The sequence below is a fragment of the Serratia sp. BNK-10 genome (genome assembly GCF_047456065.1).
GTDB classification, from domain to species: domain Bacteria; phylum Pseudomonadota; class Gammaproteobacteria; order Enterobacterales; family Enterobacteriaceae; genus Serratia; species Serratia ureilytica.
Genome location: NZ_CP179894.1, coordinates 2,286,401 through 2,312,937, shown reverse-complemented (window position 1 = coordinate 2,312,937; position 26,537 = coordinate 2,286,401). Strand labels below are relative to the sequence as shown.

Sequence of the window (26,537 nt, the reverse complement as noted above, 5' to 3'; positions counted from 1 at the left end):
ACGTTGACAAATAAGCCAGCGTTACCGGAGCAGCTGGCGGAGAAACGCAGCGGTGTCCTGCGCGAAATAAAAGTGATCGCCCGCGAGGAATTGCACCCGGCTGCCGGGGAGTTCTTTTTCCCACAGCGACAGCGCGGCGCGGCTAACCAACGGATCGTTATCGCCGCCCAAAATGCGTGGCTGCATGTCGGGCAAAGGTTCTGCGCTGAGCGCGCCCAACAGCTGTAGATCTTGCTGTATCAAGCGGGTGACAAGCGGGCGAGTGATCTCATCCAGCGACAGTGCGCCGCTGCTTTCACTGAATGTCAGGATGTCGCCCAACACCTCTTGCCGCAGGCTTTCCTGTTGAAGTATTTTCAGTTCAGAGGGGGCGCGCTGGGCCGACAACACGGCGTCGATGTTAAAACGCGACGCTTGTAACGCCGCGGCAACCTGCAGGGCAAACAGCGCGCCCATGCTATGACCGAAAATCACCACCGGCGCGATGCCCAGCGAAGAATGCAGCGCATCAACGCAGCGCGTAATGGCTCGCTGCGCCGTTTCCCAAGCCGGCGCGTCTTGCGCGTCTTCTCGCCCGGGATACTGCACGATGAACAGATCCACCTCGTCCGGCAGCAGATCACGCCAGTGCTGGTAGAACGCAACGCCGCCGCCGGCATGTGGAAATACGACCAATTGTTTGCTGACCGGTGAACTGCATGGGCGGCTGAGCCTCACCACGCAACCGAGAGACGTGCGCAATGGCGTCATGAGTTCAACCCCGCCGTATTTTTGACCGTCTGTTCCTGGCGCAGCATGTCGCGCAACGTCACGCGATCTATCTTGCCGATCCCTTTCATCGGAATGGTATCGATGACAATCAGCCGTTCCGGCGCCTTGAACGCCGCCAGCCCTTCTTTCTCAAAGAAGCGGCGCAATGCGCTGAGAGTCAGAGTGGTATCCGTGCTGGTGACAAACAGACAAGGCACCTCACCGTAGAGATCGTCCGGCATACCAACGCAGGCGGCTCGCACCACGGCAGGATGCTGTTCAGCCAACTCCTCTATCTCATTGGGACTGAATTTCTCTCCCCCGCGGTTGATCGAATCGTTTACGCGGCCGTCGATGAAAATGTTGCCCGCGGCATCGACGTGCGCCAGGTCGCCGGTACGGTAGAAGCCGTCCGCCGTAAACGCGCTACGATTAGCCTGGGGATTTTGGTAATACTCGGTGAGCGTATAAGGGCCGCGGGTGATCAGTTCGCCTGATTTGCCCACGGGCAAAGGACGGCCGTTTTCGTCGACGATCAGTACTTCATCATGCGGGCTCAACGGCCGGCCCTGAGAGCTGAATCGGAGAGTGTCATCATCGTCAATCGAGTTAAAACACAGCAGCCCTTCACTCATGCCATAGCACTGCTGCAGGGTAATGCCGAGGTTGCGGGAGGCGGAGGCCGCTAGCTCAGGCGTCACCCTGGCGCCACCCACCTGAACATGCCACAAAGACGTCAGGTCGCGCGGGGTTTGCCGCTGCAGTTCGCTCCATTGAGACAGCAACGCAGGCACCAGCGTGGTGTGCGTCACGCCGCATTGCTCGATCACGTCCAACGCCGTTTCCGCCGACGGGGCGTCGGCGAGCGCAACGGCGCCGCCGCGAGAAAGCGTACCGAGTATACCGGGGCAATTGATGACAAACCCATGCGAAACCGGCATCGCAGCGAAATAGACCGAATGGCTGTCTAAAGCAAACACGTCACAGCCGCACTCGATCATATAGCTGTAGCCGCCATTTTTACGGGCAATCGCTTTAGGTAAACCGGTGGTGCCGCTCGAGAGCAACATGACGGCGGTATCCGACGGCGTCATGGTGGCGGCGTGAAGTGGCGGCGCGGGCGTCAAAGGCGAACAGAAATGTTGCAGGTTTAGGTAACGAGTGTCGTGCCCGGCGTCATCGTAGTCTTCGACCAATATCACATCGATATTGAGACCTTCGGCCAACAGCGTCTGCAAAGCGGCAAGTGGGTTATAGCGACGGGAACCTCGCTGCAGGGCAAATACTTTTGGCGCCGTCAGATGCAGAATGTGCCTCAGCTCTTTTTCTCGATAAGAGGGTAATATCGGCACCGGGATCGCACCGAGCATCAACGAAGAGAGCATGATGACAACCGCTTCACGGGTGTTGCGCAATTGATAGGCGATCCGATCACCCTTCACCACGCCCAATTGACACAGCTTCAAAGCGGCTGAAGCCACCGCACCGTTCAGCCAGTCGTAAGTGTAAACCTCCCCGTGTTCACAAAGCGCCGGGCGCTGTCCATGTTGTTGAAGGGCCAGCAATAAACGTTGGTTGATCGAATCCTCAACACTAACCATAGCGACTCCATAATGAGTTAACTCACTGTTTGACTGTTATCTTTCTCAATCACAATTCGTTAAACAAACAGCTTTCGGCACCTCGGTCAGGCGGCGCCATCACTTCTGTATTGGCTCAGAATGAAAAGCAAAACGGACTCAAAAACACTTCATTTTCTGGCCGACATCAAACACCATGACCGACCGTCAGTCAATTACCTTGGCGTTAATTATTTGTAGATCTTATGTTTCACCCCTATCATGTCGTTTTAATCTCCTTTATAAACAACACATTATAAATAATACTTTTTTTATACTTGCTTATGACATTTCAGAAATAAGCTGTTCTAATGAATAGTCTCGCCCTCCCCACAGCGATGGCGCGTTAACACAGCGGGCTTTCAGCAGGGCTTGCAATGCCACCGTTTCCGCCGAACTGAGTGCTAAATCTTGACGCAACTGCCAGCTGCCATCCGCCTCTTGCAGCACATCTTCAGGTACCCCCACCTCAGCCAACAGCGCCAACAAATCATCCAGAGTCTTCATAATGTTATCCAATCGTTAAATGGTATTGATAATTATTCATATTGACCGTCAGTCGGTCAATGAGTATTTTAACGCTTGCCTGAGATGACCAGACTCCCGCCCTCGCAGCGAGACTCTTACTTAAAGAGGGATTTTTTTTGAATAAATTCAACGGATTTCGCCTGCGTAAGGCTTATCTTTGCCCGTTGTTGCTGGGCATGATGCCCTGCCTGACCCTGGCGGCCGATGAAGAGTCGATCTGGGTGGTCGCAGAGGGTTCATCCTCAGACAATGCCCCACAGGGTTATGCCGCACAGCAAGCGACGGTGGCGACCAAAACCCGGTCACCGTTGGTCGATGTGCCGCAATTTGTCTCGGTGGTCAATCGCCAGCAAATGGACGTGCAGTCGGCCGACACGGTTAGCCAGGCGTTGCGCTACAGCGCCGGCGTTGCCGTGGAACGTTTCGGCGCCTTTTCCAGCGGCGTGGACTTCGCCAAAATGCGCGGTTTTGAGGCCGACTACTACCTGGATGGATTGCGCGTCATCGGCAATAGCGGCATTTGGGGACCGCAAATTGAAACCTGGGGAGTGCAAAGCGTTGAAGTCTTGCATGGCCCTTCATCCTCGTTATACGGCCAGGGGGGCACCGGCGGCGTAATTAATATGATTTCCCGACGCCCTTCCACCGCCGAGTCGAATCAGCTTAAATGGGATGTCGGCAATGACCGCTCGCACGCCCTCAGCCTCGACTCCACCGGCGTGCTGACCGATGACGAACAGTGGGTGTACCGCTTCGATGGCCTGGCGGCCACGCGCGGTTCGCAGATCGAAGACACCAGGCAAAAGCGCCTCTTTCTGGCGCCCGCAATCACCTGGCAACCCAATGATCGCACGCGCTGGACCGTGTTGGCTCACTATCTTCGCGAACCCCAATCAGGCTATTACAACACCCTTCCCGCCCAGGTTTTGGGGCTGTTGCCCAATCCGCACGGCAAGATAGATACCGATAGAAATTACAGCGATCCCGCGCACGAACACTCGAGCCGTACGCAATACGATATGACCTCGCTGCTTGAATTCGAATTGAACGATCGCTGGCGCCTAAAGCAAAACCTGCGCTATTCCCACGTAGACTCGACGGTGCGGCGCGATTTTACGCGCGCCATCACGCCGGACGAGGGACTTTTGACGGCGGTTTATCAGGACGCACCGAGTCAGGCGGACAGCATCGTGATGGATAACCAGGCCGAGACGACATTCGTTACCGGCGCCATCGTCCATCAGGGATTGGCCGGGATCGACTTTCAGGCCGGTAAATTGGATAAAGACTGGTGGGGATCGCAAACCGTGACGTTTGATCCCTGGTCCGAACAGTACCGCCCTTCATTCGAACCTATCCCGGTTTCACGCACGTCGACAACGCAACGCTTCCAGCGCACGGGCTTATACGGACAGGACGAAGCCAGCTGGCGCGGATGGCATTTGTTGTTGGGCGGCCGTCATGACTGGTCACGCATGCGTACCAGTGACAATCTGGCCCATACTCAAACGCAAACCAATGACGCAGCCTGGAGCTATCGCGCCGGGTTGAGCTACCCGTTCGACAATGGCCTGGCGCCGTGGGCCAGCGTCTCTACCGCCTTCGATCCGTTGACCGGCACAAACGCTCAAGGCACGCCGTTCAAGCCAACCCATTCCACTCAGTATGAGATGGGGATGAAACTGCAGCCTCCCGGCAGCGCAACGATGACCAGCCTGGCGGTCTACCAACTGACGCAGCGCGATGTGAACACCATCGATCCCCTTAATCCCAGTTATTACACCCAAACGGGTGAAGTGCGTTCTCGCGGCGTGGAGCTGGAATCACGGGCGGCGGTGACCGATAACCTTAATCTGATGCTGTCCTATGCCTGGGTCAACAACGTCGTGACGGAGGCTAACGATAGCACGCAGGGGAAACATCCGGTGGGGGTTCCGGCGCAGACCGGCTCGATGTGGCTGGACTATCGCTTTACTAAAGGGCCGCTGCAGGGGCTGCTGATCGGTGGCGGTACCCGCTACCTGGGGGCCAGTTGGGGAGATGGCGCCAACACCTTCAAAGTGCCCGCCGTTTGGCTCGGCGATATGACCGTTCGCTATACGCCGGGTGCCTGGGATCCTCGTCTGTATAATCTGGAGCTGGGATTGACGGTCAACAACCTGACCAACAAATCTTACATCGCCAGTTGCACCAGTGCGCCTTACTGCAGCATCGGCATCGAACGCCGCATCATCGGTTCGATAAGCTGGTATTTCTGATGCACAGACGACGTTTTCTTCAGGCGGCCGCTTTGCTGGCACTTTCTTCGCCTTCACGCTCTCTGCGCGCCCAGGCTGATACACAGATCGTGACCGATATCGTCGGGCGTACGGTGACTTTACGCTATCCTCTGCGGCGTATTTTTCTGGCGGAAGGCAACCTGTTTTATACCGTTGCGGCGCTCAACCCACGCGCGCCGATGGAAAAACTGGTGGGTTGGCGAGACAATTTCCGCACCGCCGACCTGGACAGCTACCGGCTGTATCTGCGCTATTTTCCCGAACTGGCCAAGCTGCCGGCCTTCGCCGGCGTGCAGCAAATGCAATTCGATCTGGAAAGGTTGATCGCCTTGCGGCCCGACGCCATGTTGCTCAACGCGAATACGCGTTCTGTGCTGGAAACGAGCGGCCTGATGGCTAAGCTTACGGCGGCGAACATCCCCGTGGTGTTTGTCGATATGAGCATCGGCCTGATGAACAACAGCGCCAGAAGCATCGCCATCATGGGGCAGCTGTTTGATAATCCGCAAAGTGCACATAGCCTGATTCGCTTCCGCCAGCGTCATCTCGATACGATCCGCGACACGCTGATGAAACGGGCTCCGCCGCGCCCACGCATAATGATGGAGCGCGCCGCCGGATTATACGAGGATTGCTGCCTGTCTTGGGGCAATGGCAACTACGGTGAGATGGTGGATAGCGCAGGAGGATTCAATTTGGCTCAGACGCATATTCACGGCGTTTACGGCGCATTGAGTCAGGAAACGGTGATCGCTTCCCGGCCCGATAAAATCGTCGTGACCGGCAGCAACTGGAGTCATTACTCGCCCCACGGTGACTGGATCAACCTTGGGCCAGGCGCAGATTTGACGCTGGCAAAAACGCGGCTGGAAAAATTGATGCGACGCCCGGCTTATCGCACCCTGGCCGCGGCAAAGAACGGACAGGCGTACGCCATCTGGCACCCGTTTTACGATCACCCTTTTAATTTCGTCGCGATCGAACGTCTGGCCACTTGGTTCCATCCGTCGCTGTTCGCCGGCGTTGATCCCGAAGCGACTTTTGCTGAACTCTTCGCCCGCTTTCTTCCCATTCCGTATCAGCCCGGTTACTGGGTGTCGCTCAAGGCGGCGCCGTAAACGCCCAGCAAACGCATGAATTCCTGCGCCAGCGCGGGCCCCAGCCCTTGGCGGTCGGCGTCGGGGTTGACCATAACGTCATCCACGGCACCATGCATGCCGTGATACATCAAGATGGCGGTCAGATGCGGATTCTCCAGATGCCAGGCGCCCGCCGCTGCGCCATCGTTTAAAATCGTCAGGATCTGCTCCAGCACGGCATCACGATCCTGATTGCCTCGGGTATGATAATGATGATCGTGATACAACGCATCGTGCAGTTCCATGCCTTCAAAATAGGTCGCCACGCCGGCATCACACCAGGCTCTCAGACGCGCCAACCAGTCATCCGGCGCACACTCATCGATAGCCAGCTGAATTTTCTCGATAAAGTGATTGGTGAAACGTATACGTAAAGCGGACAACATTTCATTTTTGGACGGGAAATAGTGGTAGAAGGTCCCTTTGGCGACGTTGGCGTCGCGGACGATATCGCTGATGGTGGTCGCTTCAAACCCTTTTTCGATAAACAGCTTCTGCGCCGCATCCATCAATTCATCCAAGCGCACTTCCGCCGGTTTGGTTCGAGGCTGTGTTTCTTTCATCTTCTCTTTTGTCTTCATATCAACATCCACTAGGAGTCCAGCGGCCATCGTAACCAATGTTGTTGCCATTGACCAGCCGACCTATCTCAGTGAAATCAATATTTACGCTCCATTGACCGACGGTCAGTCATAATATAGGATGAGAATAGTTTTCACTATCACCCCCATCTCAATAAGGAGCCCCTCTATGTCCGGTATGCGCAGGATTTCGCTCGTTGCCGCCATCTGTCTGGGTACATTTATGGCGTCGCTTGATATCAGCATTGTCAATGTGGCGCTGCCCACGATGCTGGAATCGCTGCAAACCGACATGTCGGGCCTGCAGTGGGTCGTTGACGCCTATGCCCTTTGCCTTTCCGCGTTAATCCTTTCCTCCGGTCCGCTGGGCGACAGATTTGGCCGCAAGCGTATTTGGCTGTACGGCGTTGCATTGTTTACCGTCGGTTCGCTCGTTTGCGCATTCGCCTCCTCTCTCGGCATGCTGCTGACGGGCCGGGTGATACAAGGGATCGCCGGCGCAGCCGTTATCCCTGGGGCATTGTCGTTATTGACTCATGCTTTTCCGGAGGAACAGTTGCGCACCCGCGCGATCGGGATCTGGTCTTCGGTCAATGCCCTTTCGCTGGTGATTGGCCCGGTTTTGGGCGGCTTGCTGGTGCATACCACCGGTTGGCCAGGCATCTTCTGGATCAACATTCCGGTTGGGATCGTCGCGTTGATATTGGGCGGTTGGGGGCTGCGAGAAAGCTCGCATCCTGAGCACGCTGCGCTTGACCCGCTGGGGCAAGGGTTGAGCATCTTGTGGCTTGGCGCGCTGACCTACGGGCTGATTGCCGCCGGAGAATTCGGTTGGCACAGTGTGCAATCGCGTTTTCCGTTGTACGCCGCCCTGGCGCTGTTGGCGCTGTTTCTCTGGGTGGAAACGCGGGTCAAACGCCCCTTGCTGCAGCTGAGCCTGTTTCGCAACGCCGATTTTAGCGGCTATAACCTCGCCTCTTTTGTACTCGGTTTTTCCGCTTACAGCAGCGTCTTCTTCGTCTCGCTATTTCTGCAACAGGCCCAGGGCTGGAGCCCCGCCGACACCGGTTGGCGCATGGCGCCGGAATTTCTCGCCATGGCGCTGGCCGCTTCCGGTTTTGGCCGCCTGTCCGCCAAACTGAGCGTGAACTCGCTGATGATCGTCGGTTATGGCCTGATGGGCGTTGCCCTGCTGTTGCTGACGCAGCTGCACGCCGATTCGCCTTACGCTCTGGTGGCGCTCTATTTGGCCCTGCTCGGTTTCGGCATGGGGCTGTCCATGCCGGCGACAAGCGCCTTGGTGATGCGCACCGTTGCGCCGCAACGTTCCGGGATGGCGTCGGCAACGATGAACGCGCTGCGACAAACCGGCATGACGCTGGGCATCGCCTTGCTGGGCACGCTGATGAGCATGAAAGCGGTGACTACCTTGACTGCGGCTTTGCAAACGCAAGGCGTGGAACAGGCCGCCGCAATCGCCCGGACGGCGGTCATCGAACAACAGCAAACGGCCGTTGATGCATTGAGCGCGAGCCGCATGCAAGCGCTGACGCACAGCGCCTTCGCCGATGGTTTCGGGATCGCCATGCTGTGTGCCGGATTACTCAGCATCGTGATGACCGTGTGGCTGCTGATCATGCTGCATCCGCGTTTCCGTCTGCATCCTCAGGCCGGAAACGCCGTGCTGAACAAGTCACCTGAACGACTGAACGAGGAATGAACATGACAAAATTATCGGTCGACCCGATCGAAGAATTGATCGCTTTCGCTTCGCAGGTAGATGCGTGCATGATTCCCCCCGCCGTCCTGGCATTCCAGTGTAAACGGCTCATGGATAATCTTGGCTGTCTCGCCGCCGGCTACGATCAAAGCGGCGTTGACGCGGCGCTGTCGCTGGCCAGACGCTGGAGCGGCAACGCCGAAGCCAGCATTATCGGCAGCGAAGAACGGCTCGCCGCGCCTCAGGCGGCGTTTGTCAACGCCGTACGCGCTCGCGCGCTCGATTATTGCGACGTGCTTTCTCCTGGCTGGCACCCCAGCTCCTCGGATATTCCTGTGGCCTTGGCGGCTGCGGAACTGTCGGGCGCTTCCGGCCTCGACACCTTGGCTGCGTTGGCCGTTGGGCAAGACTTCGCTCAACGCATCAACCTCGCCGCGCAGGCGAACGGCTTTTTCTACCGCGGATTCGACTCGAACATCCTCGGCCTATTTTCCGGCGCAGCGATCGCCGCCCGCCTGTTGCGCCTGGACCTGCACGCCTTTACCGACGCTATCGGCCTGGCTTTCGATTTTGGCATCGGCACCTTCCAACACTACCAGGACAAGACGCTGGCGGTACGTATCAGCCAGGGATTGGTGGCTCGCCATGCGCTGGAAGCGGTTTTAATGGCGCAGGCTGGAATAAGTGGCCCTAAACGCGTCCTGAGCGGCGAGAACGGATTTTTCAATCTCTATGCCCCGGGCGAACCCGACCTGGGATTGCTGACCCACCAATTGGGCTCCGCCTTTCTGGGTGAAGAAGCGACCTGTTTCAAACTCTACCCGCACTGCAGCATTCTGCTGGCGCTGACCGAAGCGCTGTTGAACGACGGCCCGCATCGGCAGTTGTCCGATCCCGCACGGGCGAAGATCACTCTGCATGCCTCGCCGACCATGCGCATGGTCTGCGGCGCGCCATACGAGCCGCAGAAAACGGCCGAAATCGATGCGCAGTTCAGCGCGCGTTACATCATCGCCAATGCGCTGCTGCGCGGCCAGGCCAGCGCACGTGAATTCAGCGCGGCTTCAGCGACAGAACCTACGGTCGTTGCTCTGGCGCAGCGTATCGAAGTTCATGAACAACATGCCTTCGATAGGTTTGACCGCTTCGAACTACACATCACGCCGGAGCAGGGTGATACGCTGCGGCTCGAGGCCGAGTTTGGCCGCGGCTGGCCGGAGAATCCGGCCGACATGCAGGATATTCGTGAGAAATTTCTTCACTGCTGTGCGCAATCACCCAGTGAGGGATTACGCCTCAATGCGCGAAAACTGATGGCCTGCATCGAGAATCTGGTCGAAGCGCCTTCGTTACAAGCCTTGTTGGCCGCAACGCGAGAAGTGCGCTAGTCCCGACGCACTTCGCCTGCCCCCTCACTTCGGCGCGTAAATCTCTCTGAGCGTGGCGATCACTTTCGCCACGTTTGGGTTATCGATACGGTAAAACAGGGTTTGCGCTTCGCGTCGGTACGTTACCAGACCTTCATTGCGCATTTTCGCCAGGTGCTGCGACAGCGCCGATTGGCTGAGCGGCACCAACTGTTGTAACTCCCCCACGGCGATCTCATCGTGTTTCAATAGCAGGCAAAGCACCAGCAAGCGGTGTTCGTTGCCTATCGCTTTCAACAGCCTGGCGGCCTCAATCGCCCCTTCATTCACAAAGGGATCCTGCTTAGCTTTTGCATTCATGGTCAATCACGGCCCCGTCATCATTCAGCCGCATTATAGCGGCTTTCAGGCGCCGGCACAGCATTACATTAGCATCTATTAAATTAGATATTGCTAATTTATACAATTCTAATATAACCTTATATTCAAGCCGAGCGGCTCTCCCTGAGGCCGCAGGCTCTTTCCCAACACAAGTGAGAATGCGTTATGAATATGCCAACCCTGGTGTTGCTGGCGTTTGCCGGCTGGACATTATTGATTCTATTCGGCACCGTCGGTGTTTATCGCTGGTCCCGAATTTTAACCGGCCGCGCCACGGTCAGCGAATGGCAAGCGAACAAACCGCAGGGCAGCGATGGCTACCAGCGCGCCATTGCGGCGCATCGCAACTGCATTGAAAATTTGCCGGTTTATACCGCCCTCGTTGTAGCGATAGCCGCATTTCAGGTGGAAAGCACGACGCTGAATGTCTTGTCTCTGGTCCTGCTCGGCGCGCGCATGGCGCAGAGCCTGGTTCACATCGGTTTCGAGCAGACGGAGAAAGTCGCCACCTGGCGCTTCGCTTTCTTTTTCACGCAAATCGTCACGATGATTTGGATGGGGATAGAGATCGTCAGGAGCCTGCCATGACGATCACGAACCTGGCAGAGCCCCATGAGGTGACCCGTTTCCTCTATGACGCAGACAAACCCGAGGGGCAGCGGGCCATCCTCTACTTTTCCGCCTCCTGGTGCCGCCCTTGTCAGAATATGCAGGGGATCGTTGAACAGCTGCACCGTCACGCCAACGAGATCGCCTTCGGCCGCATTGACGTCGCGCAGGCGCCGACGGTCGCCCCTGCGTTCGGCATCAAATCCGTGCCCTCCCTCGCCCTGTTTGAGGATGCGCGCCTCATCGCAATCATCGCGGGCGAGATTCCCTTGCAACGGCTGTTACACCGGGTGGCGACGGCCTTCGCCGGCGTTACAGCATCCACTCGATAGGCAGCCAGCCGGCCACGGTAAGAACGATGCGTTTTACCCAGCCGGCGCCGGGTTCTTGCTGGTGCACCTCGGTGTGGCCGTCTTCGAAGGCTTCTTTCCACACCATTTTGCCTTCGGGCGTCAATACCGGCCGATAGGCGGCGTATTCGAGCGGGCCATCAAACAGTTGGCGGGTGTCGGCCGCCAGCGACGGGCTATCGATCAAGAATCCCATTTCGCAGTTCAGGTGCGCCGAGCGCGGATCGAAATTGAACGAGCCGATAAACACCCGTTTGTCATCGATGGCGAAGGTTTTAGCATGCAGCGCCGCACCGGACAGCCCCAGCGGCTTGAGTTCCTTGCGCCCCGTCGGTTGCCCGGCGCGCAGCTTCAGCTCGAACAGCTCGACGCCCGCCTGCAGCAGCTCACGCCGGTATTTGGCGTAGCCGGCGTGGACCACCAGCACGTCGGTGGTGTTCATTGCGTTGGTCAGCACGCGGATGGATTTTCCCTGTTTGGCAAGCGATTCAAAGAAGGTTGCCCCTTCCCGCCCCGGCACGAAATAGGCGGAGACCAGATCCAATTGCCGGCTGACGCCGCCGATGATCTTGCCCAGCTGCGTCACCATCAAGCGATCGCGCGACGCTTTGCCCAATCCCTTCGCCGGATCGTCGGCCACCAGCTCTACCTGGGTGAATTCCGGCTGCACGGCGCCATCACGAAAGCGCACCGCACTGGTTTCCAGCTGCACCGCCAATTTACGGGCGCGCTCGCTGGTTTCGGTTGCGGCGGCCTGCGACAGGAATGCCGAGAGGTTGCCCTGGCCCCGGATAATTTGCTCAACGCCGAATACCGAGGCGCTGTTCCAGTAGCGATCGAAGACATCGGCGGTCTCCGCCACCACCCTGCCGACGCTCAACACGTCGAGATCGAGGAAATAGTTCTCGTCGCCGACCTGGAAATACTCATCGCCAATGTTGCGGCCACCGATGATCGCCACGGCGCCGTCGACGATGTAGGACTTGTTATGCATGCGCCGGTTCATGCGCATAAAGTCGAAGGCGTAACCGGCCAGCTTCGGCGTACGCACGGTAGACGGGTTGAACAGACGGATCTCGACGTTTTTCTGCGCGTTCAGCGCCGCCAGCGTCTCATCCATGGCGACGCCGTTATCGTCCAGCAGCAGCCGCACACGCACGCCGCGTTGGGCCGCGTCATACAGGGTTTTCAGCAGGATCTGCCCGGAGGTGTCGTTATGCCAGATATAGTACTGGGCATCGATCGACCTTTCCGCCATCCGCGCCAACGCCAGGCGGCTGGCGAACGCATCGTGGCCGCTGACCAGCGGCACCACGCCGCTCAGGCCGGGATGCGCCGCCATCTGTTCGGCGGCTCGCGCCGGCAATAGCGCGGCAGGATCCGCCGGCAATGCCGCCTGCGGCAGACGCTGCGAAATATCCGGCAAACGAAAGATGACTCTTGCCGCAATAATGGCGATCGTCACGGCGATAATCAGGTACACGACAATTTTTATCACGGGAAGCGGCCTCGGAGGTTGACTGCTTTGCTTTATACGTCATTAGGTTGCTTCAATCTATAGGAGAAGCGCGCTCTGCAATACGGCTATAGCGTAAAGCGCGAAGGCGAAACGCCAAACAGTTTTTTAAACGCCACCGAATAGGCGCTGTGGCTCTCATAACCGCTTTCGAAAGCGGCGTGTATGATTGAGTGGCCGGCTAACAGCAGCGGAATGGACGACAGCAGCCGCAGACGCTGTTTCCACTGGCCAAAGGTGATGCCGGTTTGTTGAGTAAAGTGACGCTGGAAGGTTTTCGCGCTGATCGACAGTGAATCCGCCCAGATCTCAATGCCGCGATCGTCGGCCGGCGTGATGACCAACTGCCGGCAAATGGCGGCCATTCTCGCTTCCATCGGCCAAGGGAGATGCAGCGCCAGCTGCGGCTGCAGGCTCAGTTCCTCGAGGAACAGCGCTCTGAGCAGCGCGTGGCGTTTGGTTTCCTCGCCCTCGGGCGCCAGCGTCGCCAATTGGGCGATCAGCTCCCGCAGCAGCGGTGACACCTGCAAAACGCCGTCGCGCAACGGCAACCGCGCGGCGGTGAATTCATCGACAAAAATCCCGTAAACGCAGATATTGCTCTGCATGACCAGTTGATGCTCCACCCCCGGCCGCAGCCAGACTGCGGTGGTTGGCGGCACGATCCAACGCCCGCTGCCCGCCTCGACCGCCATCACTCCCTGTTGCGAATAGAGCAAATGGCAACGTTTATGCGAGTGGAAAGGAACGACAAAGCCTGCCGGATAGTGTTTCACCAGCCCTGTCACCTCGAACGAGGAATTCTCGTGGCTGCTGAGGTTGATGCGTTTCGTTTCGGCGTTGTCGACTTCGAATCCCATGGTCGTTTGTCCCTTTTGATAACGCGAATGTCTTTTATTTGATAGAGAGGCCGCATGATCCTCCATATAGTGACGTTCTCGCAAGCCACACCAGGGGCCTTATGCGAATAAACTCACTATGACACCCACATTTCATCGTTCTGCGTGGTAACGGGGCGATGACATTGTGCATGCGCTGCACAATGGCGGCAACGTTGCGGGGGCGACGGAGGCCGAAAGTGATGGAAAGGGAAAGCGCGGTGGATTGAATCAGGAGGTTTATGCCTAGTCAGCAGGTAGCTTAGCCTGGGGGGCGGCTCAATGCTGAAGGGATAGGGAGAGCGCCTAGGCTCTCCGCTATCCCTTCTTGTCAATACGTCAACGGGCCAGTTCGGCGCCGTCCAGCTCGGAAATCGCCAGACAAATCACTTCCGTTATGGCCTCTACCGTATAGGCGGTATTGGCAGGAATGATTAACATCTCATGAGGTTGCAGCGTCTGATCGTCAACCTTCAGTTCACCGCTCAGCACCATCAGTTTCACCCATCCCGGATGAAAACGCGCCGGTTGTCGGCTGCCCGCATCCAGCTTCAGCAACGCCGTATGGCCCGGCGTCTCCCGTTTCAAAATATGAAAGCGCACCCCATCGTAAGGCATGTTTTCGTAATGCAGTGACGCCAGTGTTCTCTTATGCATGGTAAGTGTCCTCGTGACCTGTGAGTAGCTGCTCCGCCTTCGGTCGCCGTAAAAACGTTTGGCGGCTGTCCCTACCGAAAGCACCGTCTCGCAGCCTCTTGGCGAACGGATTAACTGTCGTGCTTGCAGCGGCCTGTACGGCCACCGCTTCATGCCTAACCTGCCTCAGGCATGCTAATAAATATATAAGAGCCTCGCCAACGGCGCAAAAAACCACTGTAACGTTGAGCGCATTACGGTGTTAATCCGTAGTCGGAAAGATTATCCAGCAGCCCGATCAGAGAGAAGAACAGCGCCGTTTGCCGAGGATCGCGCCAGCCATCGGCAAAGTCCGCCATCAGCCACAGGACTTCGTCGAGAAACAGATGCTCTACCGCCTGATGCCAGCTTTGCACTTCGCCGGCCGTCAACGCGACAGACTCACCGTACCCCGTCAAAAACAGCCGCCATTCCCGTACGGTGAACACGCGGTCGGGCGCCGAGTCCAGTGCGTTGTGGAACAGCAGCAGGACCAGCGCCAGATCGAACACGCGCGGCAAAAACAGCGCGTTATCGGGGTCGATCAGCACTGGCCTATCCTGCGCGACATAAATCAGATTATCGGCTTTAAAGTCATAGGGCGTTTCCACGCAAGGGAGACCCCGTGCGCTAAGCGCCGTCTGCCGCCCGGCAATCTGCAGCATACGCGTTTTTAGCGCCTCGATGTCGAGCGTCAGCCCCTGGCTTGCCGCATGACTGGCGATCTCGTCCAGATCCGCCAAGATATCGTCTTCAGTCAGTGCATACTCGTCATAAACCGCCAGCCCGGCGTTATTGTCTGCCGAAGATAACGCGTGGATCCTTCCCAACAGCCTGCCCGCCGCGATAATCTGCTCATCGCGGCCCGCATATTTTTCTCCCGCCACAAAGGGATAAACCACCCACATACTGCCCGCTATCTCTTGCGGACAGGCCGTCGGCGCCACGACGTCAACGCCCTGACGACGCAACGCGGTGAGATACGCCGCCAGCGCCTGGGCTTCGCCCGACGTCGGACGGGTGCGCTTCAGGACGTGCTCCCCTATCTTATAAACCGGCGCATAGGGATAAAGACTGAGCGGCGGCTGCGCGGTATCCAGCGCGAACCGACCGGCAATCGCGATGATATCCCCCCCTTCACCCCCATCATCAATAAATCGCGCCGGGCGGTAACCGTGAGGAATGGCGGGATTAACGCCGTGCAACAGCTCGTCGCTGACCAGCCGACCCAACGTCGGAGCGCACATCACGGCCGGATGCATCACCGCCACATAGAGACAGGTGACGCCCAGCGGCCCGAGGATGGGATAACCGTCGCGCGGCCTGGGGCGCAGCCCCACCGAACACGCCTGCAGTTGCAATGGCGCCGAGCCGTGCAGGCGGTTTTGAATCGCCGATCGCGCGTCCTCTTCCACGCGTTTGACATCGCCGCCCGCAGGATAATCCTCCGCCGCGAGCAGATCGCCATTTTGCGCATGACGTACTTCGATGTCGTCGCCCGCAATCAGCGTGTTCACCGCCTGCGCCGCCGCGTGATAGCGCAACAAAATTGCCGGCGACGCCTCGATCGGCAACGAAAATTCGCTGCCGTCCAGCAGCGCCGAGATCCCCGTACCGCAGGCGAGCACTACCCGTTCGGCGGCGATCGCGCCCTCCTCGGTAACGATGCCGGTTATCTGACCACCGGCCTCGCGCAGAAATCCGCTGACCGCACGTCCCAGAAGCAACTCGCCGCCCAACGCGCCTACCCGTTCGAGCAGCCGCTGTGTCACTTCTTGCGGATCGACCGCGCCATCGCGCGCCGCAAAATAGGCCTGGCTATCGGGCCGCCCGAGCGCCGGCTCCAGCGCCATCACCTCGGCGGAGGACAGACGCCGATTATCGGGGTTTTGCGTCGCCGGCGCCTGACCATAGCTGAGCGCGCCGGACCAATTCACCCACAATTCCGGGATCTCCTGCGTCAGCCGCACCCAGTCAGCCACGATCTCGCGCCGCAGAAACGCATCGGGAGCGCCCTCTGGCACGCCTTCGCTGATCCAGCCGAACGAGCTGCCTGTGGCCCCCGCCGCGGGATGCGCCTGCTCAACGACGATAACGCGCTGCCCCTGACGCGCGAGATGATAGGCGATCGATGCCCCGACAATCCCGGCGCCCACGATAACAATGCGTGATGATGTTCCATTCATTTAATGATGTCCGTACCTCATTTCAAATGTTGTCGCCAAAGCAAGCAGGCCGCCAGACAGGCTACCCCGCCGCCGCAGGCCAATACGGCATAAGACGCGCCCCAACTGTGGGTGGTATCCATCACCACGCCAAAGGAGAAAGGGGCGAACGAACCGATGCCGAACCCCAGCAACGATCGCCAGCCCATCACGCTGCCGAGCTGTTGCGGCGGCACGTTGTCCGCCATCGCGGCCGACAGCACGCCGGAGTCGCCGAGAATAAAGAAACTGCCGATGCTGACGAGCAGCAGCGTCCAGCCCGGCCCCCAGTTCGCCGACCCTCCCATCAGCAGCGAACCCAACGCGCCGGCGGCGCCCATAAACATCAGCACCGACGCGCGATTGAAATAGTCGGAAACGGTGCCGACAATCAGCGTGGCGATCATGCCGGCCAGGTGGATCACCGCCGCGACGATCAATCCGGCGCTGAGCGGATCCAGAGAGAAACCGCTCAACGCCTCGCTGACCAGGCTGGGCGCCCAGGCCCAGTTGCCGAGCAGTTCCCAGCTGTGGGCGATATACCCGATCAGCAACAGCAGGGTCGCATAGGTGATAGCATAGCTCTCACGTTTCGTCTTCCTCCCCAGCGTGCGCGGTTGCGGTTCCCGATAACTGACCAGGGCCAACGATCCCGCCAGCGCTCCCAGTAACGCACCGGCGGCGCACAGAGAAAACGCCACGCCGGCGCCCCAGCGCATGGCGCTCCAACCGGCGATGAAAACCGACAGAAAATACCCCAACGAACTGGCCGCCAGCACCATGCCGATGGCATAACCGCGCCGCGCCGGACCGTTCATCCCCATCGCCAACAGCAGCGCCGGCGTATAAGCCCCGCCCTGCGTCAAACCGACGAAGGCCATCAACACCAACGCGCTGAGATAAGAATGGGCAAATACGGCGAACAGCATCAACGCAGCGGCGCCCAGCCAGGAGAACAGCAGATAAACCCGGCGGGCGCCCAACGAATCACACCACCAGGAGGCCACCAGCAACGCCAGGGCGTTGGTCAGGCTGAACACCGTCTGCACTGTGCCGGCCGAAGCGGCGTCGAGCTGCCACTCGCTCCTGATGGTCGGCAGCGCGCCGGCGAACATCATGGTGCCCAGACACAGACCCGCCCGGCTCACGCAAAGCAGATAAAAAGCCCGCATTTCAGCGCCGCCTCCCTGCCAACCGCAGGGGGAGAATAACGCCATTAACACGCATGACCGATAGCCAAAAGATCCGCATCATAAACTCAGCAATCAGAAGGAGATGCCTCATCATAGTGAGCAAAATCAAAGGCTGACAAACGATCTTTCTTCCCCCATTTGGTTGAGCTAGACTCAACCTATGAAAAAAATCCACTCCCTGCCGCACCTGTCCGCTTTCGAAGCCGCCGCCCGTCTCGGCAGCTTCAGCGCCGCTGCGGATGAGCTGTTTCTCACCACCGGCGCGGTCAGCCGCCATATTCGCAGTCTCGAAGCACAGCTGGGGATCACGCTGTTTTATCGCGGACACAAATCCGTGCGGCTGACGCAGGCCGGTGAGAACTTTTCCCGCACCGCGTCCCGGGTCATCGGCGAACTGTTTGCTGCGGAGAGCGCGCTGAAAGCGAGCGCCGGCCAGCAGCGGCTGGTGGTGCACAGCCTGCCGACGTTCACCATGCACTGGCTGATGCCGAAGCTGGCGGCATTCAATGAGCGTCATCCGGGGGTCGCGATTGATATCACCACCGGCATCGGCGCCGTCGATCGCAATACGCCGTTTGACGTGGCGATCCGACGCGATCCCGCGCACTTCTCAGGGCTGAAAGCGATCCCTTTCCTGCAGGAAGACAGCCTGCTGGTCTGCAGCCAGAGCTATTTGCACGCCAGACCGGTCATTGCGCCGGACACGCTTGGCGAGCATACCGCCATCCGCATCCGCGCCCGGGAAGATTTGTGGCGCAGCTGGCTGAATGCTTATCCGACGGCGCTGGACGCTTCGCCGCCGCCGCTCACGCTCGATCATACCTTCGCCGCCATTCAGGCGGCCGAAGACGGCCTGGGGCTGGCCGTTGTGCCTTATTTGTTCTGCGCCAAACACCTGTCGTCCGGCCGACTGGTGTCGCCTTTCCCGACGCTGACCATCCGAACCGGCGTCTATTCTCTGCTGCTGCGCGACCGGGACGATGACGTCGTGAGAACATTCGCCGCCTGGCTGCGCACTTACCTGGCCTGACCGTGGAGCGCCAGGCCGGTTATCGCCTTAGCCACCGCGTTCTTCGGGCTCGATTAGTTGGGAACAATCTTCTTCAACAGGCCGTAACGTGCCATTACCCAGAGCGCAAGCAGCCCGGTCACATGCACCGCCGTACTGAAGAGCCAATGTTGCGTCCAGAGATCGAAGGTCACGAACTGACTGATGAACAGCACCAGATAGACGTGAATGATGAAGGTATACAACGAGTTTTGCCCAAGCACGATCAGGAACCAGCCGATGGCTTTGTTGATGGGCCGCCAGCAGACGGTCAGCAGCCAATAGACGCTGGCGATCAGACAAAAATCATTCAGAATGCGCACGGGCCCCAACGCATTCTTGGCGGCCAGGTGTTGATAAAACCCATTGAATTCCGCCGCCGGGATCACGTGCAGCATTAACGCCGGCGGCATAAAGGGATTGGTATGGTTTTGCGCGACGAACAGCATTATCAGCGCCACCGCCGCCATGCCATAGCGCGCAATCTTGCCTGCCTGAGTGCGGGCCAACGACGCGATCTCCTCTTTGTACCATCCGCAGCACAGGCCAAGTATGTAGATCAATTGCCACGCCAGGAAAGGAAAAGCGAACTCGAACTCCGCCGAAGTCATCGGCATGCCGCTGATTTGGTAATAGCCGTAAGCGATGAGCGACAGTGCCAACAGCCCGGCGCCCCTGCCCGTATTCAATAGCCAGAGGAACAGCGGGCTAAACAACAGCAGGTAAAAATAGAGCCCCAGAATTTGCGTTTGATGCGGCCCTATCTGCAAAAAAATAATCTCGTTGAACCAGGCCTCTTTGACTTGTTCATTAACCGGATACATCGAATATACCGCCCCTGAAAAACGGTCAACGAAATGTGTCACTTCAAAGGTATCGATAAAGTCCAGCATTTGCAGCAGCAAAATACTTATAATGATAACGATATTAACAATATATAGTTTAGCCGCGCGCCGCACCAACGAATAGGCCACCGTCAACATGGATTCAGTTTGTAACTGTCGCCGTTTCATATTGCCAAGAATAAAACCCGACAAGATAACAAAACCTTCAGCGCCGGTAGTCAAACCGAACCGCTCCCAGGTAAAAACATTCAAAACCGACATCACCTCTACGTGCGCCACCACCATCATCACCAGCGCGATGCCGCGCAGCATGTCGATACGCAAATCACGTTTCCCAATGGCGACATAGTGAAGCGTTGCCGTAGAAGATTCACTAACTTGCTGTAAATTCATTCGGTTATCTCATGATAAATCGGTTCAAAAGACAGCGCCATGTGATTTTATTTAATTTGTAATTAATTTAAATTAAAATATATAACTTACCAATCATTTTTGCCTTAAGCGGGCGTATAGGAATTTTAGATGAAAAAATAAATTTATCCGCACATCACGTATTTTTTGATGAGGAAATCCTCATTATTGCAATCATATAAAAAATAACAGAATGTCTGTTTAATTTTAAATCCACCATCTTGCTAATCTTCCATGCTTAACTAAACTCTCTATCTATATCATGACCTCCTTGCCGGGAATGAAATGCATGGCGCATTTTTATTTTTCATCTTTTGAAAAAAGGAGCCCCCCTGCACCGCTAAAAACCTCGCGGGCAATAGAGTTCCTTTGGCAAATCCTCGCCGTGGCCGCTCTGTTGGTCGGCGCCAATTACATTCGCTGGCGTTGGATGGCGTCACTCAATTATGACGCCTTATGGTATGCCGTTCCTTTGGTGATAGCGGAAACCCTGGCCTATTGCGGCACAATTCTGTTTACCATCAACCTGTGGCAAGTGCGCGATGTCAATCGCCGCCCCCCGCCGCGCGACATCCGTCAATGTCTCGATTCGGATGAGGCGATCGCACCGCGCCCGGTCAAAGTCGACCTGTTTATCGCCACTTATTCCGAAGATACCGAACTGGTCCGGTTGTCGATTCAGGATGCCAAACGAGTCACCTATCCCTTCCCGCTGGACTACCGCATTCACGTGCTGGACGACGGCAAACGCCCCGAGATGCGACGCGTCGCCGAACAAGAAGGCGTAAATTATCTGTCGCGCGAGAACAACATCGGTTTTAAGGCCGGCAATCTGCGCAATGGACTGGAACACACGGACGGGGATTTTATCGTCATCTGCGATGCCGATACCCGTGTATTCCCGTCCATCTTGACCGACACGCTGGGTTATTTTCGCGATCCCCTGGTGGCCTGGGTGCAAACGCCGCAATGGTTTTACGATCTGCCCGCCGGAAAGCGTTTGCCGCACTGGTTGAAGGACAAGCTGGGGCAGCCGGGCTATGTCGTCGGGCGCGCGTTTGAAGGGGTGGTTGGGCCCCTCACCGTCGGCCAAGATCCCTTTTTCAACGATCCCAAGATGTTTTACGACGTGATATTGCGCCGCCGCAATGCGGCCAACGCAGCCTTCTGTTGCGGCGCGGCGTCAATTCATCGGCGCGAGGCTATCATGCAGAGCGCATTGCGCAGCTATGCGCGCGCCGTCGAAAATGAAATCGATCGCTATACCCGCGACGTCACGGATGCCGGCCTGCGCGACGATCTTGGCCGGGCGATGAAACCCCAGATTGCGTTCGATACCGAATTGACGCCGTATAAATTCCACGTATCGGAAGATATTTACACCTCGATCGTGCTGCACGGCGATCCCGAGCGACGCTGGCGTTCCGTCATGCATCCCGAGGTGGAATCGAAAATGCTGTCGCCGCAGGATTTGTTGACCTGGATGATTCAGCGTTTCAAATATGCGGCGGGATCGCTGGACATTGCGCTGCATGATGCAGTCTTCAGCGCGAAAAACTTCAGGCTGAGTCTGGCGCAAAAGCTGATGTACGGCACCACGTTCTGGTCATATCTTGCCTGCCTGTGGAATACGGTGTTCCTGATCTCGCCGTTGATCTATCTGTTTACCGGCATTCCGCCGGTATCCGCTTACTCGTTGCCCTTTTACCTGCACTTTTTACCGTTTTTCCTGCTGTCTGAGCTGGCTTTCATGTTCGGCACCTGGGGGATCTCTGCCTGGGACGGAAAGGCGTCCTACCTTTCGCTTTTCTCGATGAATCTGCGCGCGCTGGATACGGTGCTGCGCGGTGAAAAGATCAAGTTCCACGTTACGCCCAAAGAGCGCCAGCAAGGCAACTTTCTGACGCTGGTCAAACCGCAGTTGGCCATTATCGCCCTAACGCTGTTGGGGCTGTTATGGGGCGGCGCGCAGCTGTATCTCGGCAAGGTGGACGATCCGGCCGGCTATGTGATCAATATCTTTTGGGGCGGCGTAAACGTGATGGCCATGTTGCCGATGGTGTTCGCCGCGCTGTGGCGCCCTGAGTCGGAGCCCCCTTCCGAACAGCAGGAGGCCGGATAGACATGGCGTGGAAACACTCACTGTTGCAGGCGCGCAGCTATATTGCGGTCATCCTCGGCTTCCTGCTGGCCTTCAGCGTCGTAGTGTATGTTGAGATGAAGATGCCCCCCGCCCCGGCGGAAAGCGCCGAGTTGACGCTGAGCGCCGATTTCCCCACGCTGCCCGCGCCACGTGCGCTGACCTTCGACGAGGCCGTCTGGGCGCGCATCGCCTGGCAATATTTTGTCAACAACACCCAATCCAGCGGGCTGGCGAATGCCATCGACAACCAGCCTTACACCACCATGTGGGACACCGGCAGTTATCTGATGGCGACGATCAGCGCACAACGCCTCGGGATCATTACGCAGGACGAGCTGAATGCGCGCGTGAATGCCGTTTTGACAGCGTTGTCTTCGTTACCGCTGGCCGACGGTCAGTTGCCGTCGCTGTATTACCATACTCAGCGCCCTATCAGGCTGAATAGCCTGAGCCAAAACGAAAGCCAATCCGATTGGTCTGCCGTCGACCTCAGCCGTCTGTTGATGGCGCTGGATATCGTCGCCTGGCTGTACCCGGAACAGACCGGCGCGATCGCCCGTTTAATCGCCCCCTGGCAGTTCGACGCCCTGTTCATGCAGCAGGAGCAGCGACAGCCGCTGAATTTCCGGGCGGCAAAAAAATGGCTGCTCGTCACTCAAAGCAACCGTGACAGCTATGGTTACCAGCTTTACGCCGCCCACGGACTGCGCCGCGTCAGCCCTCTGGCCGGCATCGTTCTCGGCACCCAACCGCCATCAGCCCGCACCATCAGCATTGACGGCCTGCGTATTCCCTACGACAGCCTGGCCAAAATCGGCAAAGTCGATCACCCGGTCGTCACTACCATGCCCTATTTACTGACCGGTCTGGAGGTCGGGTTCGACATCCGGTCGGCGGAAATCAGCTGGCGAGTGATGAAAGTACAGGAAAGCCGCTATCGCAGCCGCGGCGGTGACGCCTATGTGAATACCGACAATGAAGAGCAATTGCCGCGTTTTATCGACGACGCGGTCATCAGTCGATTCCCGGCGCAGATCGACAAGTCGCGTGCGGAAATCAAAGAGGCGGCGCTGCAGCTGTCGACCAAGTCGGCATTCGGTTGGTACGCGCTGTTTCGTACGTCGTGGAGTGACGAAATGCGGCAGCGCGCCGGCGTCCTGTTCGAGCCGGGACGCGGCTGGTATGACGGCATCATCGCCGCCAATGGGCAGCAGAGTCGGGTGATCGGCGCCAATACCAATGCCCTGATATTGGAAAGCCTGGTCTACATCGCGCAAGGTCCGCTGTTTTGCCAAAACTGCGCCTCCGCGCCCGCCGCGAATCTTGCCGACGATCAACGGCCGTAATCAGTTATAAGGAGCCACTATGCCTCATCATTATTTCACCAGGCCGTTTATCACGCTAGTTAGGCGAGTGCTGTGCGGTTGCCTGCTACTGCTGCTGATGTCGCCCGCGGCCGTGGGCGACACCCAGTTGCCCGCCGCCGCCTACCCTCAGCGCCACGGCGACCTGACGGCGCGTGAACAGGCGATGGCGGTCAAGGCCTGGCAATATTTCGTCACCAACTATCAACCGGCGACCGGTTTGGTCAACGCCGTCAACAACTATCCCTCGACCACCATGTGGGATAGCGCCTCCTATCTGGCCGCGCTGACGGCCGCGCGTGAACTCGGCATCATCGACAAGGAACAGTTCGATCAGCGTCTGATCAAGTTTCTCGCCACGCTCAATACCGTGCCGCTGTTCCAAAATCAGATGCCCAACAAAGCGTACAACACCATCACGGCGCAAAAGGTCGACTACCTCAACAAGCCCGGCGAGATCGGCTTTTCATCCATCGACATCGGCAGAATGCTGCTGTGGTTGAAAATCATCAAAGAGCGCTATCCCGAATTTGCCAACGACGTCGATAACGTCGTGCTGCGTTGGGATTTCAGTCATATCATCGACGACTGCGGCACGCTGTATGGCGCCAATCTGGATGCCAATAAACAGCCGGTTTACGTCCAAGAAGGCCGGCTGGGTTATGAAGAGTACGCCGCCAGCGGTTTCCAGCTGTGGGGGTTCTCCACCTGCCAGGCCGCCCGCGCGGAGCCTTACCAGTTGGCGGACATTTATTGTGTTCTGGTGCCCTATGATTCACGCGATCCGCGCACCACCAGTCAGCATAACTATGTGGCCACCGAACCCTATGTGCTACACGGGCTGGAGATGGGCTGGAACACCAGCGACGATCGCAGCGCCGACCTCGCTAAACACAGCCATCCCTGGATGCAAGACTTCGCCAATCGCGTCTATCAGGCGCAGGAGAATCGCTACCAGATTACCGGCCGCCTGACGGCGCGTTCCGAACATCAGCTCGACCGCGCGCCGTACTTCGTGTACGACACCGTCTATTCCGACGGGTTTGACTGGAACACCATCACGGATAAGGGCGAGTATGTGCCCGATACCGCCGCCATCTCGCTCAAAGCGGCGCTCGGCATGTGGAGCCTGTGGCAATCTCCGTATACCGATCGGCTACTCGACGTGATTGAGAATGCCGGCGAAAAAGACAAAGGCTTCTATGAAGGGTTGTATGAAAACGGCGCCGGCCCGATCCGTGAATTCACCGCCAACAACAATGGCATCATGCTCGAAGCCCTGCTGTTTAAAAAACAGGGGCGCCTGTTGAAATTCAATACCAATGACCAGAGCGACGGCAAATACGCGCCGGCGCTGTGGGATAAAACGCTGGTGAACGTGTTTGACACCAAAAACACGCCGTTTAACCGCCCCTTTATCACGCCTGACGCTAACCTGAAGAGCTGGTGCCAACAAACGGGGATCGCACTGCGCAACGCGCCATCCTGCAAAGCCTGCAAATGCCCGCAGTGTCAAAATGACGCGCCCGTGAAACTGCCCCCGGTAGCGACATCATGCTTAAAACCCTAACGCTGATCGCCTCCGTCGTCATCGCCCTTGCGCTGGTCGTGTTGCTGGGCGTCATGGCGCGCCCCGACAGCGCCGGCGCCCTGTGGGAGCGCTGGCGGCAACAGCCTCGCCACGGCGCGTTGACCGAAGAGCAACGGCAATGGGCCGACGTCGCCTGGCGCTACGTGCAGAACAACACGCAGCCCGGCTCCGGTTTGGTGAACGGCAAAGATCGTTATCCGGTGGTCTCGCTGTGGAACATTGGCGACAGCCTGATCGCGCTGACCGCCGCGCGGCGTTTGAACCTGCTCCCGCAACGGGAATTCGACGCCCGTTTGGCGACACTGCTGACGACGCTCGATCGTTTACCGGTAACCCGCATTGGCGCGCCAGGTGCGCTGTATGACGCCGCCAGCGCCGCGTTCAGCCAGAACGGCGGCGCCGTCAGCGAAGCGCAAGGCATGGCCCGTCTGCTCACCGGCATGCGTTTCACGGCGCAAAGCTTCCCCGAATATCGCACCTTTCTCGAACGAATCGCGCTGCGCTGGAACTTCTGCAACCTGCTGACCCAAGACGGTCAGCCGCTCGACGGACGAGAGCAAAACGGCGCTTGGCGCAGTGCCACAGCCAGCGACGTCGGCTATGCCGACTACAACAGCGCGGCTTTCCGCCTGTGGGGGTTTCAACGCTCGTCCCCCCGAATGGCGCCGTTCAAAACGGCTATCGTCTATGGTGAGCCCATCGCCGTGACGGCCCGCGATCCGCGCCTCACCGGCACCTCCGCCGGCATCGAAAGCACGCCGTATCTGCTGACCGGGATCGAGATGGGATGGCCGGCGCCCAATGCCGGCGATGCGGCCGACGTCAGCATGGCGCAACGAGCCCAACGTCTTTACCAGGCGCAGGAAATGCGCTGGCACCGGGAGAAAATCCTCACTGCGCGGGCGCAATATTCACGCAGCACGGCGCCGTGGGAGATATATGACAGCCTGTTCGCCAATGGTTACGCCTGGAATACCCTCACAGACGACGGCCGCTACGCCCCCGAGCTGGCGCTGCTTTCGACCCGCGCCATTTTCGGTCTGTGGGTGCTGTGGGATACCCGCTACACCGACGCCCTAATGCAACTGGGGCGGCTGCATCAGGATGACAAACGCGGCTGGTTCGAAGGCCGCTATGAAGCGAACGGCGGCTATAACACCACCTTCACGCTCACCACCAACACCGTCGTGCTGGAGGCGCTGTTGTTCAAACAGAATCGCGGCCCGCTGCTGCAGGCGCCGCTCAACGACGGCTACCTCGGCGCTCGCATGCAAGACGTTTTCAACTGGCCTCGTCACTGTCTGCCGCAGGAGCGCCATCCGCTCCCCAGTGCGAAAGGAGAATGA

Annotated in this window: 22 protein-coding genes; 11 read left to right on the top strand and 11 right to left on the bottom strand. The window is 58.1% G+C overall.

The window, feature by feature from the left end:
• Window positions 1-21 precede the first annotated feature (21 nt).
• From ACMGG9_RS11365 to ACMGG9_RS11355, 3 genes are all read right to left on the bottom strand, one after another.
• Complete coding sequence (locus ACMGG9_RS11365) at window positions 22-750, bottom strand: thioesterase II family protein (RefSeq protein WP_033643089.1); 729 nt, start codon at window positions 748-750, stop codon at window positions 22-24.
• Window positions 747-2,351 carry an AMP-binding protein gene (locus ACMGG9_RS11360; RefSeq protein ID WP_414162196.1) on the bottom strand — a complete coding sequence of 535 codons (1,605 nt, stop codon included), beginning with the start codon at window positions 2,349-2,351 and terminating at the stop codon, window positions 747-749. The genes ACMGG9_RS11365 and ACMGG9_RS11360 overlap by 4 nt, the downstream gene beginning before the upstream one ends.
• A 300-nt stretch (window positions 2,352-2,651) precedes the next feature.
• Window positions 2,652-2,876 carry a hypothetical protein gene (locus ACMGG9_RS11355; protein WP_033643087.1) on the bottom strand — a complete coding sequence of 75 codons (225 nt, stop codon included), beginning with the start codon at window positions 2,874-2,876 and terminating at the stop codon, window positions 2,652-2,654.
• Window positions 2,877-3,013: 137 nt separating this feature from the next.
• Between ACMGG9_RS11355 and ACMGG9_RS11350 the strand changes: the two genes are divergently transcribed.
• Window positions 3,014-5,155 carry a TonB-dependent siderophore receptor gene (locus ACMGG9_RS11350; protein WP_414162195.1) on the top strand — a complete coding sequence of 714 codons (2,142 nt, stop codon included), beginning with the start codon at window positions 3,014-3,016 and terminating at the stop codon, window positions 5,153-5,155.
• Window positions 5,155-6,294 (top strand): ABC transporter substrate-binding protein, encoded by a 1,140-nt coding sequence (locus tag ACMGG9_RS11345; protein ID WP_197849723.1) that lies wholly within the window; start codon window positions 5,155-5,157, stop codon window positions 6,292-6,294. The genes ACMGG9_RS11350 and ACMGG9_RS11345 overlap by 1 nt, the downstream gene beginning before the upstream one ends.
• Here ACMGG9_RS11345 and ACMGG9_RS11340 read toward each other — a convergent pair.
• Window positions 6,264-6,896 (bottom strand): TetR/AcrR family transcriptional regulator, encoded by a 633-nt coding sequence (locus ACMGG9_RS11340; protein ID WP_414162194.1) that lies wholly within the window; start codon window positions 6,894-6,896, stop codon window positions 6,264-6,266. The genes ACMGG9_RS11345 and ACMGG9_RS11340 overlap by 31 nt on opposite strands.
• A 223-nt stretch (window positions 6,897-7,119) precedes the next feature.
• Between ACMGG9_RS11340 and ACMGG9_RS11335 the strand changes: the two genes are divergently transcribed.
• Together ACMGG9_RS11335 and ACMGG9_RS11330 are read left to right on the top strand one after the other, a co-directional pair.
• Entirely contained in the window at window positions 7,120-8,616 is a 1,497-nt protein-coding gene (locus tag ACMGG9_RS11335; RefSeq protein ID WP_232096647.1) for an MFS transporter, read from the top strand.
• Between the two features lie 2 nt (window positions 8,617-8,618).
• The gene (locus ACMGG9_RS11330) at window positions 8,619-10,004 is read left to right on the top strand and encodes an MmgE/PrpD family protein (RefSeq protein ID WP_033650510.1); all 1,386 of its coding nucleotides are present in this window, start codon (window positions 8,619-8,621) and stop codon (window positions 10,002-10,004) included.
• Window positions 10,005-10,028: 24 nt separating this feature from the next.
• On the opposite strand, the gene ACMGG9_RS11325 is transcribed toward ACMGG9_RS11330, so the two are convergent.
• The gene (locus ACMGG9_RS11325; protein WP_033650397.1) at window positions 10,029-10,343 is read right to left on the bottom strand and encodes an ArsR/SmtB family transcription factor; all 315 of its coding nucleotides are present in this window, start codon (window positions 10,341-10,343) and stop codon (window positions 10,029-10,031) included.
• 192 nt (window positions 10,344-10,535) lie between these two features.
• Between ACMGG9_RS11325 and ACMGG9_RS11320 the strand changes: the two genes are divergently transcribed.
• Both ACMGG9_RS11320 and ACMGG9_RS11315 read left to right on the top strand, forming a co-directional pair.
• Window positions 10,536-10,952: an MAPEG family protein gene (locus ACMGG9_RS11320; protein ID WP_227711495.1), complete on the top strand. Its 417-nt coding sequence runs from the start codon at window positions 10,536-10,538 to the stop codon at window positions 10,950-10,952.
• The gene (locus ACMGG9_RS11315; protein ID WP_050440108.1) at window positions 10,949-11,305 is read left to right on the top strand and encodes a thioredoxin family protein; all 357 of its coding nucleotides are present in this window, start codon (window positions 10,949-10,951) and stop codon (window positions 11,303-11,305) included. The genes ACMGG9_RS11320 and ACMGG9_RS11315 overlap by 4 nt, the downstream gene beginning before the upstream one ends.
• Here the strand turns inward: ACMGG9_RS11315 and ACMGG9_RS11310 are convergent.
• The 5 genes from ACMGG9_RS11310 to ACMGG9_RS11290 all read right to left on the bottom strand — a co-directional run bounded on the left by ACMGG9_RS11310 (window position 11,286) and on the right by ACMGG9_RS11290 (window position 17,768).
• On the bottom strand, window positions 11,286-12,821 hold the full coding sequence (locus ACMGG9_RS11310; RefSeq protein ID WP_414162193.1) for a phospholipase D family protein: 1,536 nt from the start codon (window positions 12,819-12,821) through the stop codon (window positions 11,286-11,288). The genes ACMGG9_RS11315 and ACMGG9_RS11310 overlap by 20 nt on opposite strands.
• An 86-nt stretch (window positions 12,822-12,907) precedes the next feature.
• Entirely contained in the window at window positions 12,908-13,699 is a 792-nt protein-coding gene (locus tag ACMGG9_RS11305; RefSeq protein WP_033643079.1) for an AraC family transcriptional regulator, read from the bottom strand.
• Window positions 13,700-14,056: 357 nt separating this feature from the next.
• Entirely contained in the window at window positions 14,057-14,374 is a 318-nt protein-coding gene (locus tag ACMGG9_RS11300) for a cupin domain-containing protein (RefSeq protein WP_033643078.1), read from the bottom strand.
• Window positions 14,375-14,607: 233 nt separating this feature from the next.
• Window positions 14,608-16,578 (bottom strand): FAD-dependent oxidoreductase, encoded by a 1,971-nt coding sequence (locus ACMGG9_RS11295; RefSeq protein ID WP_414162192.1) that lies wholly within the window; start codon window positions 16,576-16,578, stop codon window positions 14,608-14,610.
• A gap of 17 nt (window positions 16,579-16,595) precedes the next feature.
• On the bottom strand, window positions 16,596-17,768 hold the full coding sequence (locus tag ACMGG9_RS11290; protein WP_414162191.1) for an MFS transporter: 1,173 nt from the start codon (window positions 17,766-17,768) through the stop codon (window positions 16,596-16,598).
• A 181-nt stretch (window positions 17,769-17,949) separates the two neighbouring features.
• On the opposite strand from ACMGG9_RS11290, the gene ACMGG9_RS11285 reads away from it, so the two are divergent.
• Complete coding sequence (locus tag ACMGG9_RS11285) at window positions 17,950-18,819, top strand: LysR substrate-binding domain-containing protein (RefSeq protein WP_182074155.1); 870 nt, start codon at window positions 17,950-17,952, stop codon at window positions 18,817-18,819.
• Between the two features lie 53 nt (window positions 18,820-18,872).
• Here ACMGG9_RS11285 and opgC read toward each other — a convergent pair whose 3' ends face one another.
• Entirely contained in the window at window positions 18,873-20,075 is a 1,203-nt protein-coding gene (gene opgC / locus ACMGG9_RS11280; RefSeq protein WP_142075542.1) for an OpgC domain-containing protein, read from the bottom strand.
• Between the two features lie 307 nt (window positions 20,076-20,382).
• Here opgC and ACMGG9_RS11275 point away from each other — a divergent pair, with 307 nt between their 5' ends.
• Genes ACMGG9_RS11275 through ACMGG9_RS11260 form a run of 4 tightly spaced genes read left to right on the top strand, consistent with a single transcriptional unit; the run spans window position 20,383 to window position 26,537 of the window.
• On the top strand, window positions 20,383-22,215 hold the full coding sequence (locus tag ACMGG9_RS11275; RefSeq protein WP_414162190.1) for a glycosyltransferase: 1,833 nt from the start codon (window positions 20,383-20,385) through the stop codon (window positions 22,213-22,215).
• A 2-nt stretch (window positions 22,216-22,217) separates the two neighbouring features.
• Window positions 22,218-23,582 (top strand): DUF3131 domain-containing protein, encoded by a 1,365-nt coding sequence (locus ACMGG9_RS11270; protein ID WP_182074157.1) that lies wholly within the window; start codon window positions 22,218-22,220, stop codon window positions 23,580-23,582.
• A 19-nt stretch (window positions 23,583-23,601) separates the two neighbouring features.
• Window positions 23,602-25,170, top strand: coding sequence for a DUF3131 domain-containing protein (locus ACMGG9_RS11265; RefSeq protein ID WP_197774905.1), 1,569 nt, complete (start codon window positions 23,602-23,604; stop codon window positions 25,168-25,170).
• Window positions 25,155-26,537: a DUF3131 domain-containing protein gene (locus tag ACMGG9_RS11260; protein ID WP_414162189.1), complete on the top strand. Its 1,383-nt coding sequence runs from the start codon at window positions 25,155-25,157 to the stop codon at window positions 26,535-26,537. The genes ACMGG9_RS11265 and ACMGG9_RS11260 overlap by 16 nt, the downstream gene beginning before the upstream one ends.

What these genes read in the sequence shown, in the direction of transcription:
- ACMGG9_RS11365 (WP_033643089.1), bottom strand. Translation starts at nt 750, where the DNA reads ATGACGCCATTGCGCACGTCTCTCGGTTGCGTGGTGAGGCTCAGCCGC.
- ACMGG9_RS11360 (WP_414162196.1), bottom strand. Translation starts at nt 2,351, where the DNA reads ATGGTTAGTGTTGAGGATTCGATCAACCAACGTTTATTGCTGGCCCTT.
- ACMGG9_RS11355 (WP_033643087.1), bottom strand. Translation starts at nt 2,876, where the DNA reads ATGAAGACTCTGGATGATTTGTTGGCGCTGTTGGCTGAGGTGGGGGTA.
- ACMGG9_RS11345 (WP_197849723.1), top strand. Translation starts at nt 5,155, where the DNA reads ATGCACAGACGACGTTTTCTTCAGGCGGCCGCTTTGCTGGCACTTTCT.
- ACMGG9_RS11340 (WP_414162194.1), bottom strand. Translation starts at nt 6,896, where the DNA reads ATGAAGACAAAAGAGAAGATGAAAGAAACACAGCCTCGAACCAAACCG.
- ACMGG9_RS11335 (WP_232096647.1), top strand. Translation starts at nt 7,120, where the DNA reads ATGGCGTCGCTTGATATCAGCATTGTCAATGTGGCGCTGCCCACGATG.
- ACMGG9_RS11330 (WP_033650510.1), top strand. Translation starts at nt 8,619, where the DNA reads ATGACAAAATTATCGGTCGACCCGATCGAAGAATTGATCGCTTTCGCT.
- ACMGG9_RS11325 (WP_033650397.1), bottom strand. Translation starts at nt 10,343, where the DNA reads ATGAATGCAAAAGCTAAGCAGGATCCCTTTGTGAATGAAGGGGCGATT.
- ACMGG9_RS11320 (WP_227711495.1), top strand. Translation starts at nt 10,536, where the DNA reads ATGCCAACCCTGGTGTTGCTGGCGTTTGCCGGCTGGACATTATTGATT.
- ACMGG9_RS11315 (WP_050440108.1), top strand. Translation starts at nt 10,949, where the DNA reads ATGACGATCACGAACCTGGCAGAGCCCCATGAGGTGACCCGTTTCCTC.
- ACMGG9_RS11305 (WP_033643079.1), bottom strand. Translation starts at nt 13,699, where the DNA reads ATGGGATTCGAAGTCGACAACGCCGAAACGAAACGCATCAACCTCAGC.
- ACMGG9_RS11300 (WP_033643078.1), bottom strand. Translation starts at nt 14,374, where the DNA reads ATGCATAAGAGAACACTGGCGTCACTGCATTACGAAAACATGCCTTAC.
- ACMGG9_RS11295 (WP_414162192.1), bottom strand. Translation starts at nt 16,578, where the DNA reads ATGAATGGAACATCATCACGCATTGTTATCGTGGGCGCCGGGATTGTC.
- ACMGG9_RS11290 (WP_414162191.1), bottom strand. Translation starts at nt 17,768, where the DNA reads ATGCGGGCTTTTTATCTGCTTTGCGTGAGCCGGGCGGGTCTGTGTCTG.
- ACMGG9_RS11285 (WP_182074155.1), top strand. Translation starts at nt 17,950, where the DNA reads ATGAAAAAAATCCACTCCCTGCCGCACCTGTCCGCTTTCGAAGCCGCC.
- opgC (WP_142075542.1), bottom strand. Translation starts at nt 20,075, where the DNA reads ATGAATTTACAGCAAGTTAGTGAATCTTCTACGGCAACGCTTCACTAT.
- ACMGG9_RS11275 (WP_414162190.1), top strand. Translation starts at nt 20,383, where the DNA reads ATGGCGCATTTTTATTTTTCATCTTTTGAAAAAAGGAGCCCCCCTGCA.
- ACMGG9_RS11270 (WP_182074157.1), top strand. Translation starts at nt 22,218, where the DNA reads ATGGCGTGGAAACACTCACTGTTGCAGGCGCGCAGCTATATTGCGGTC.
- ACMGG9_RS11265 (WP_197774905.1), top strand. Translation starts at nt 23,602, where the DNA reads ATGCCTCATCATTATTTCACCAGGCCGTTTATCACGCTAGTTAGGCGA.
- ACMGG9_RS11260 (WP_414162189.1), top strand. Translation starts at nt 25,155, where the DNA reads ATGCTTAAAACCCTAACGCTGATCGCCTCCGTCGTCATCGCCCTTGCG.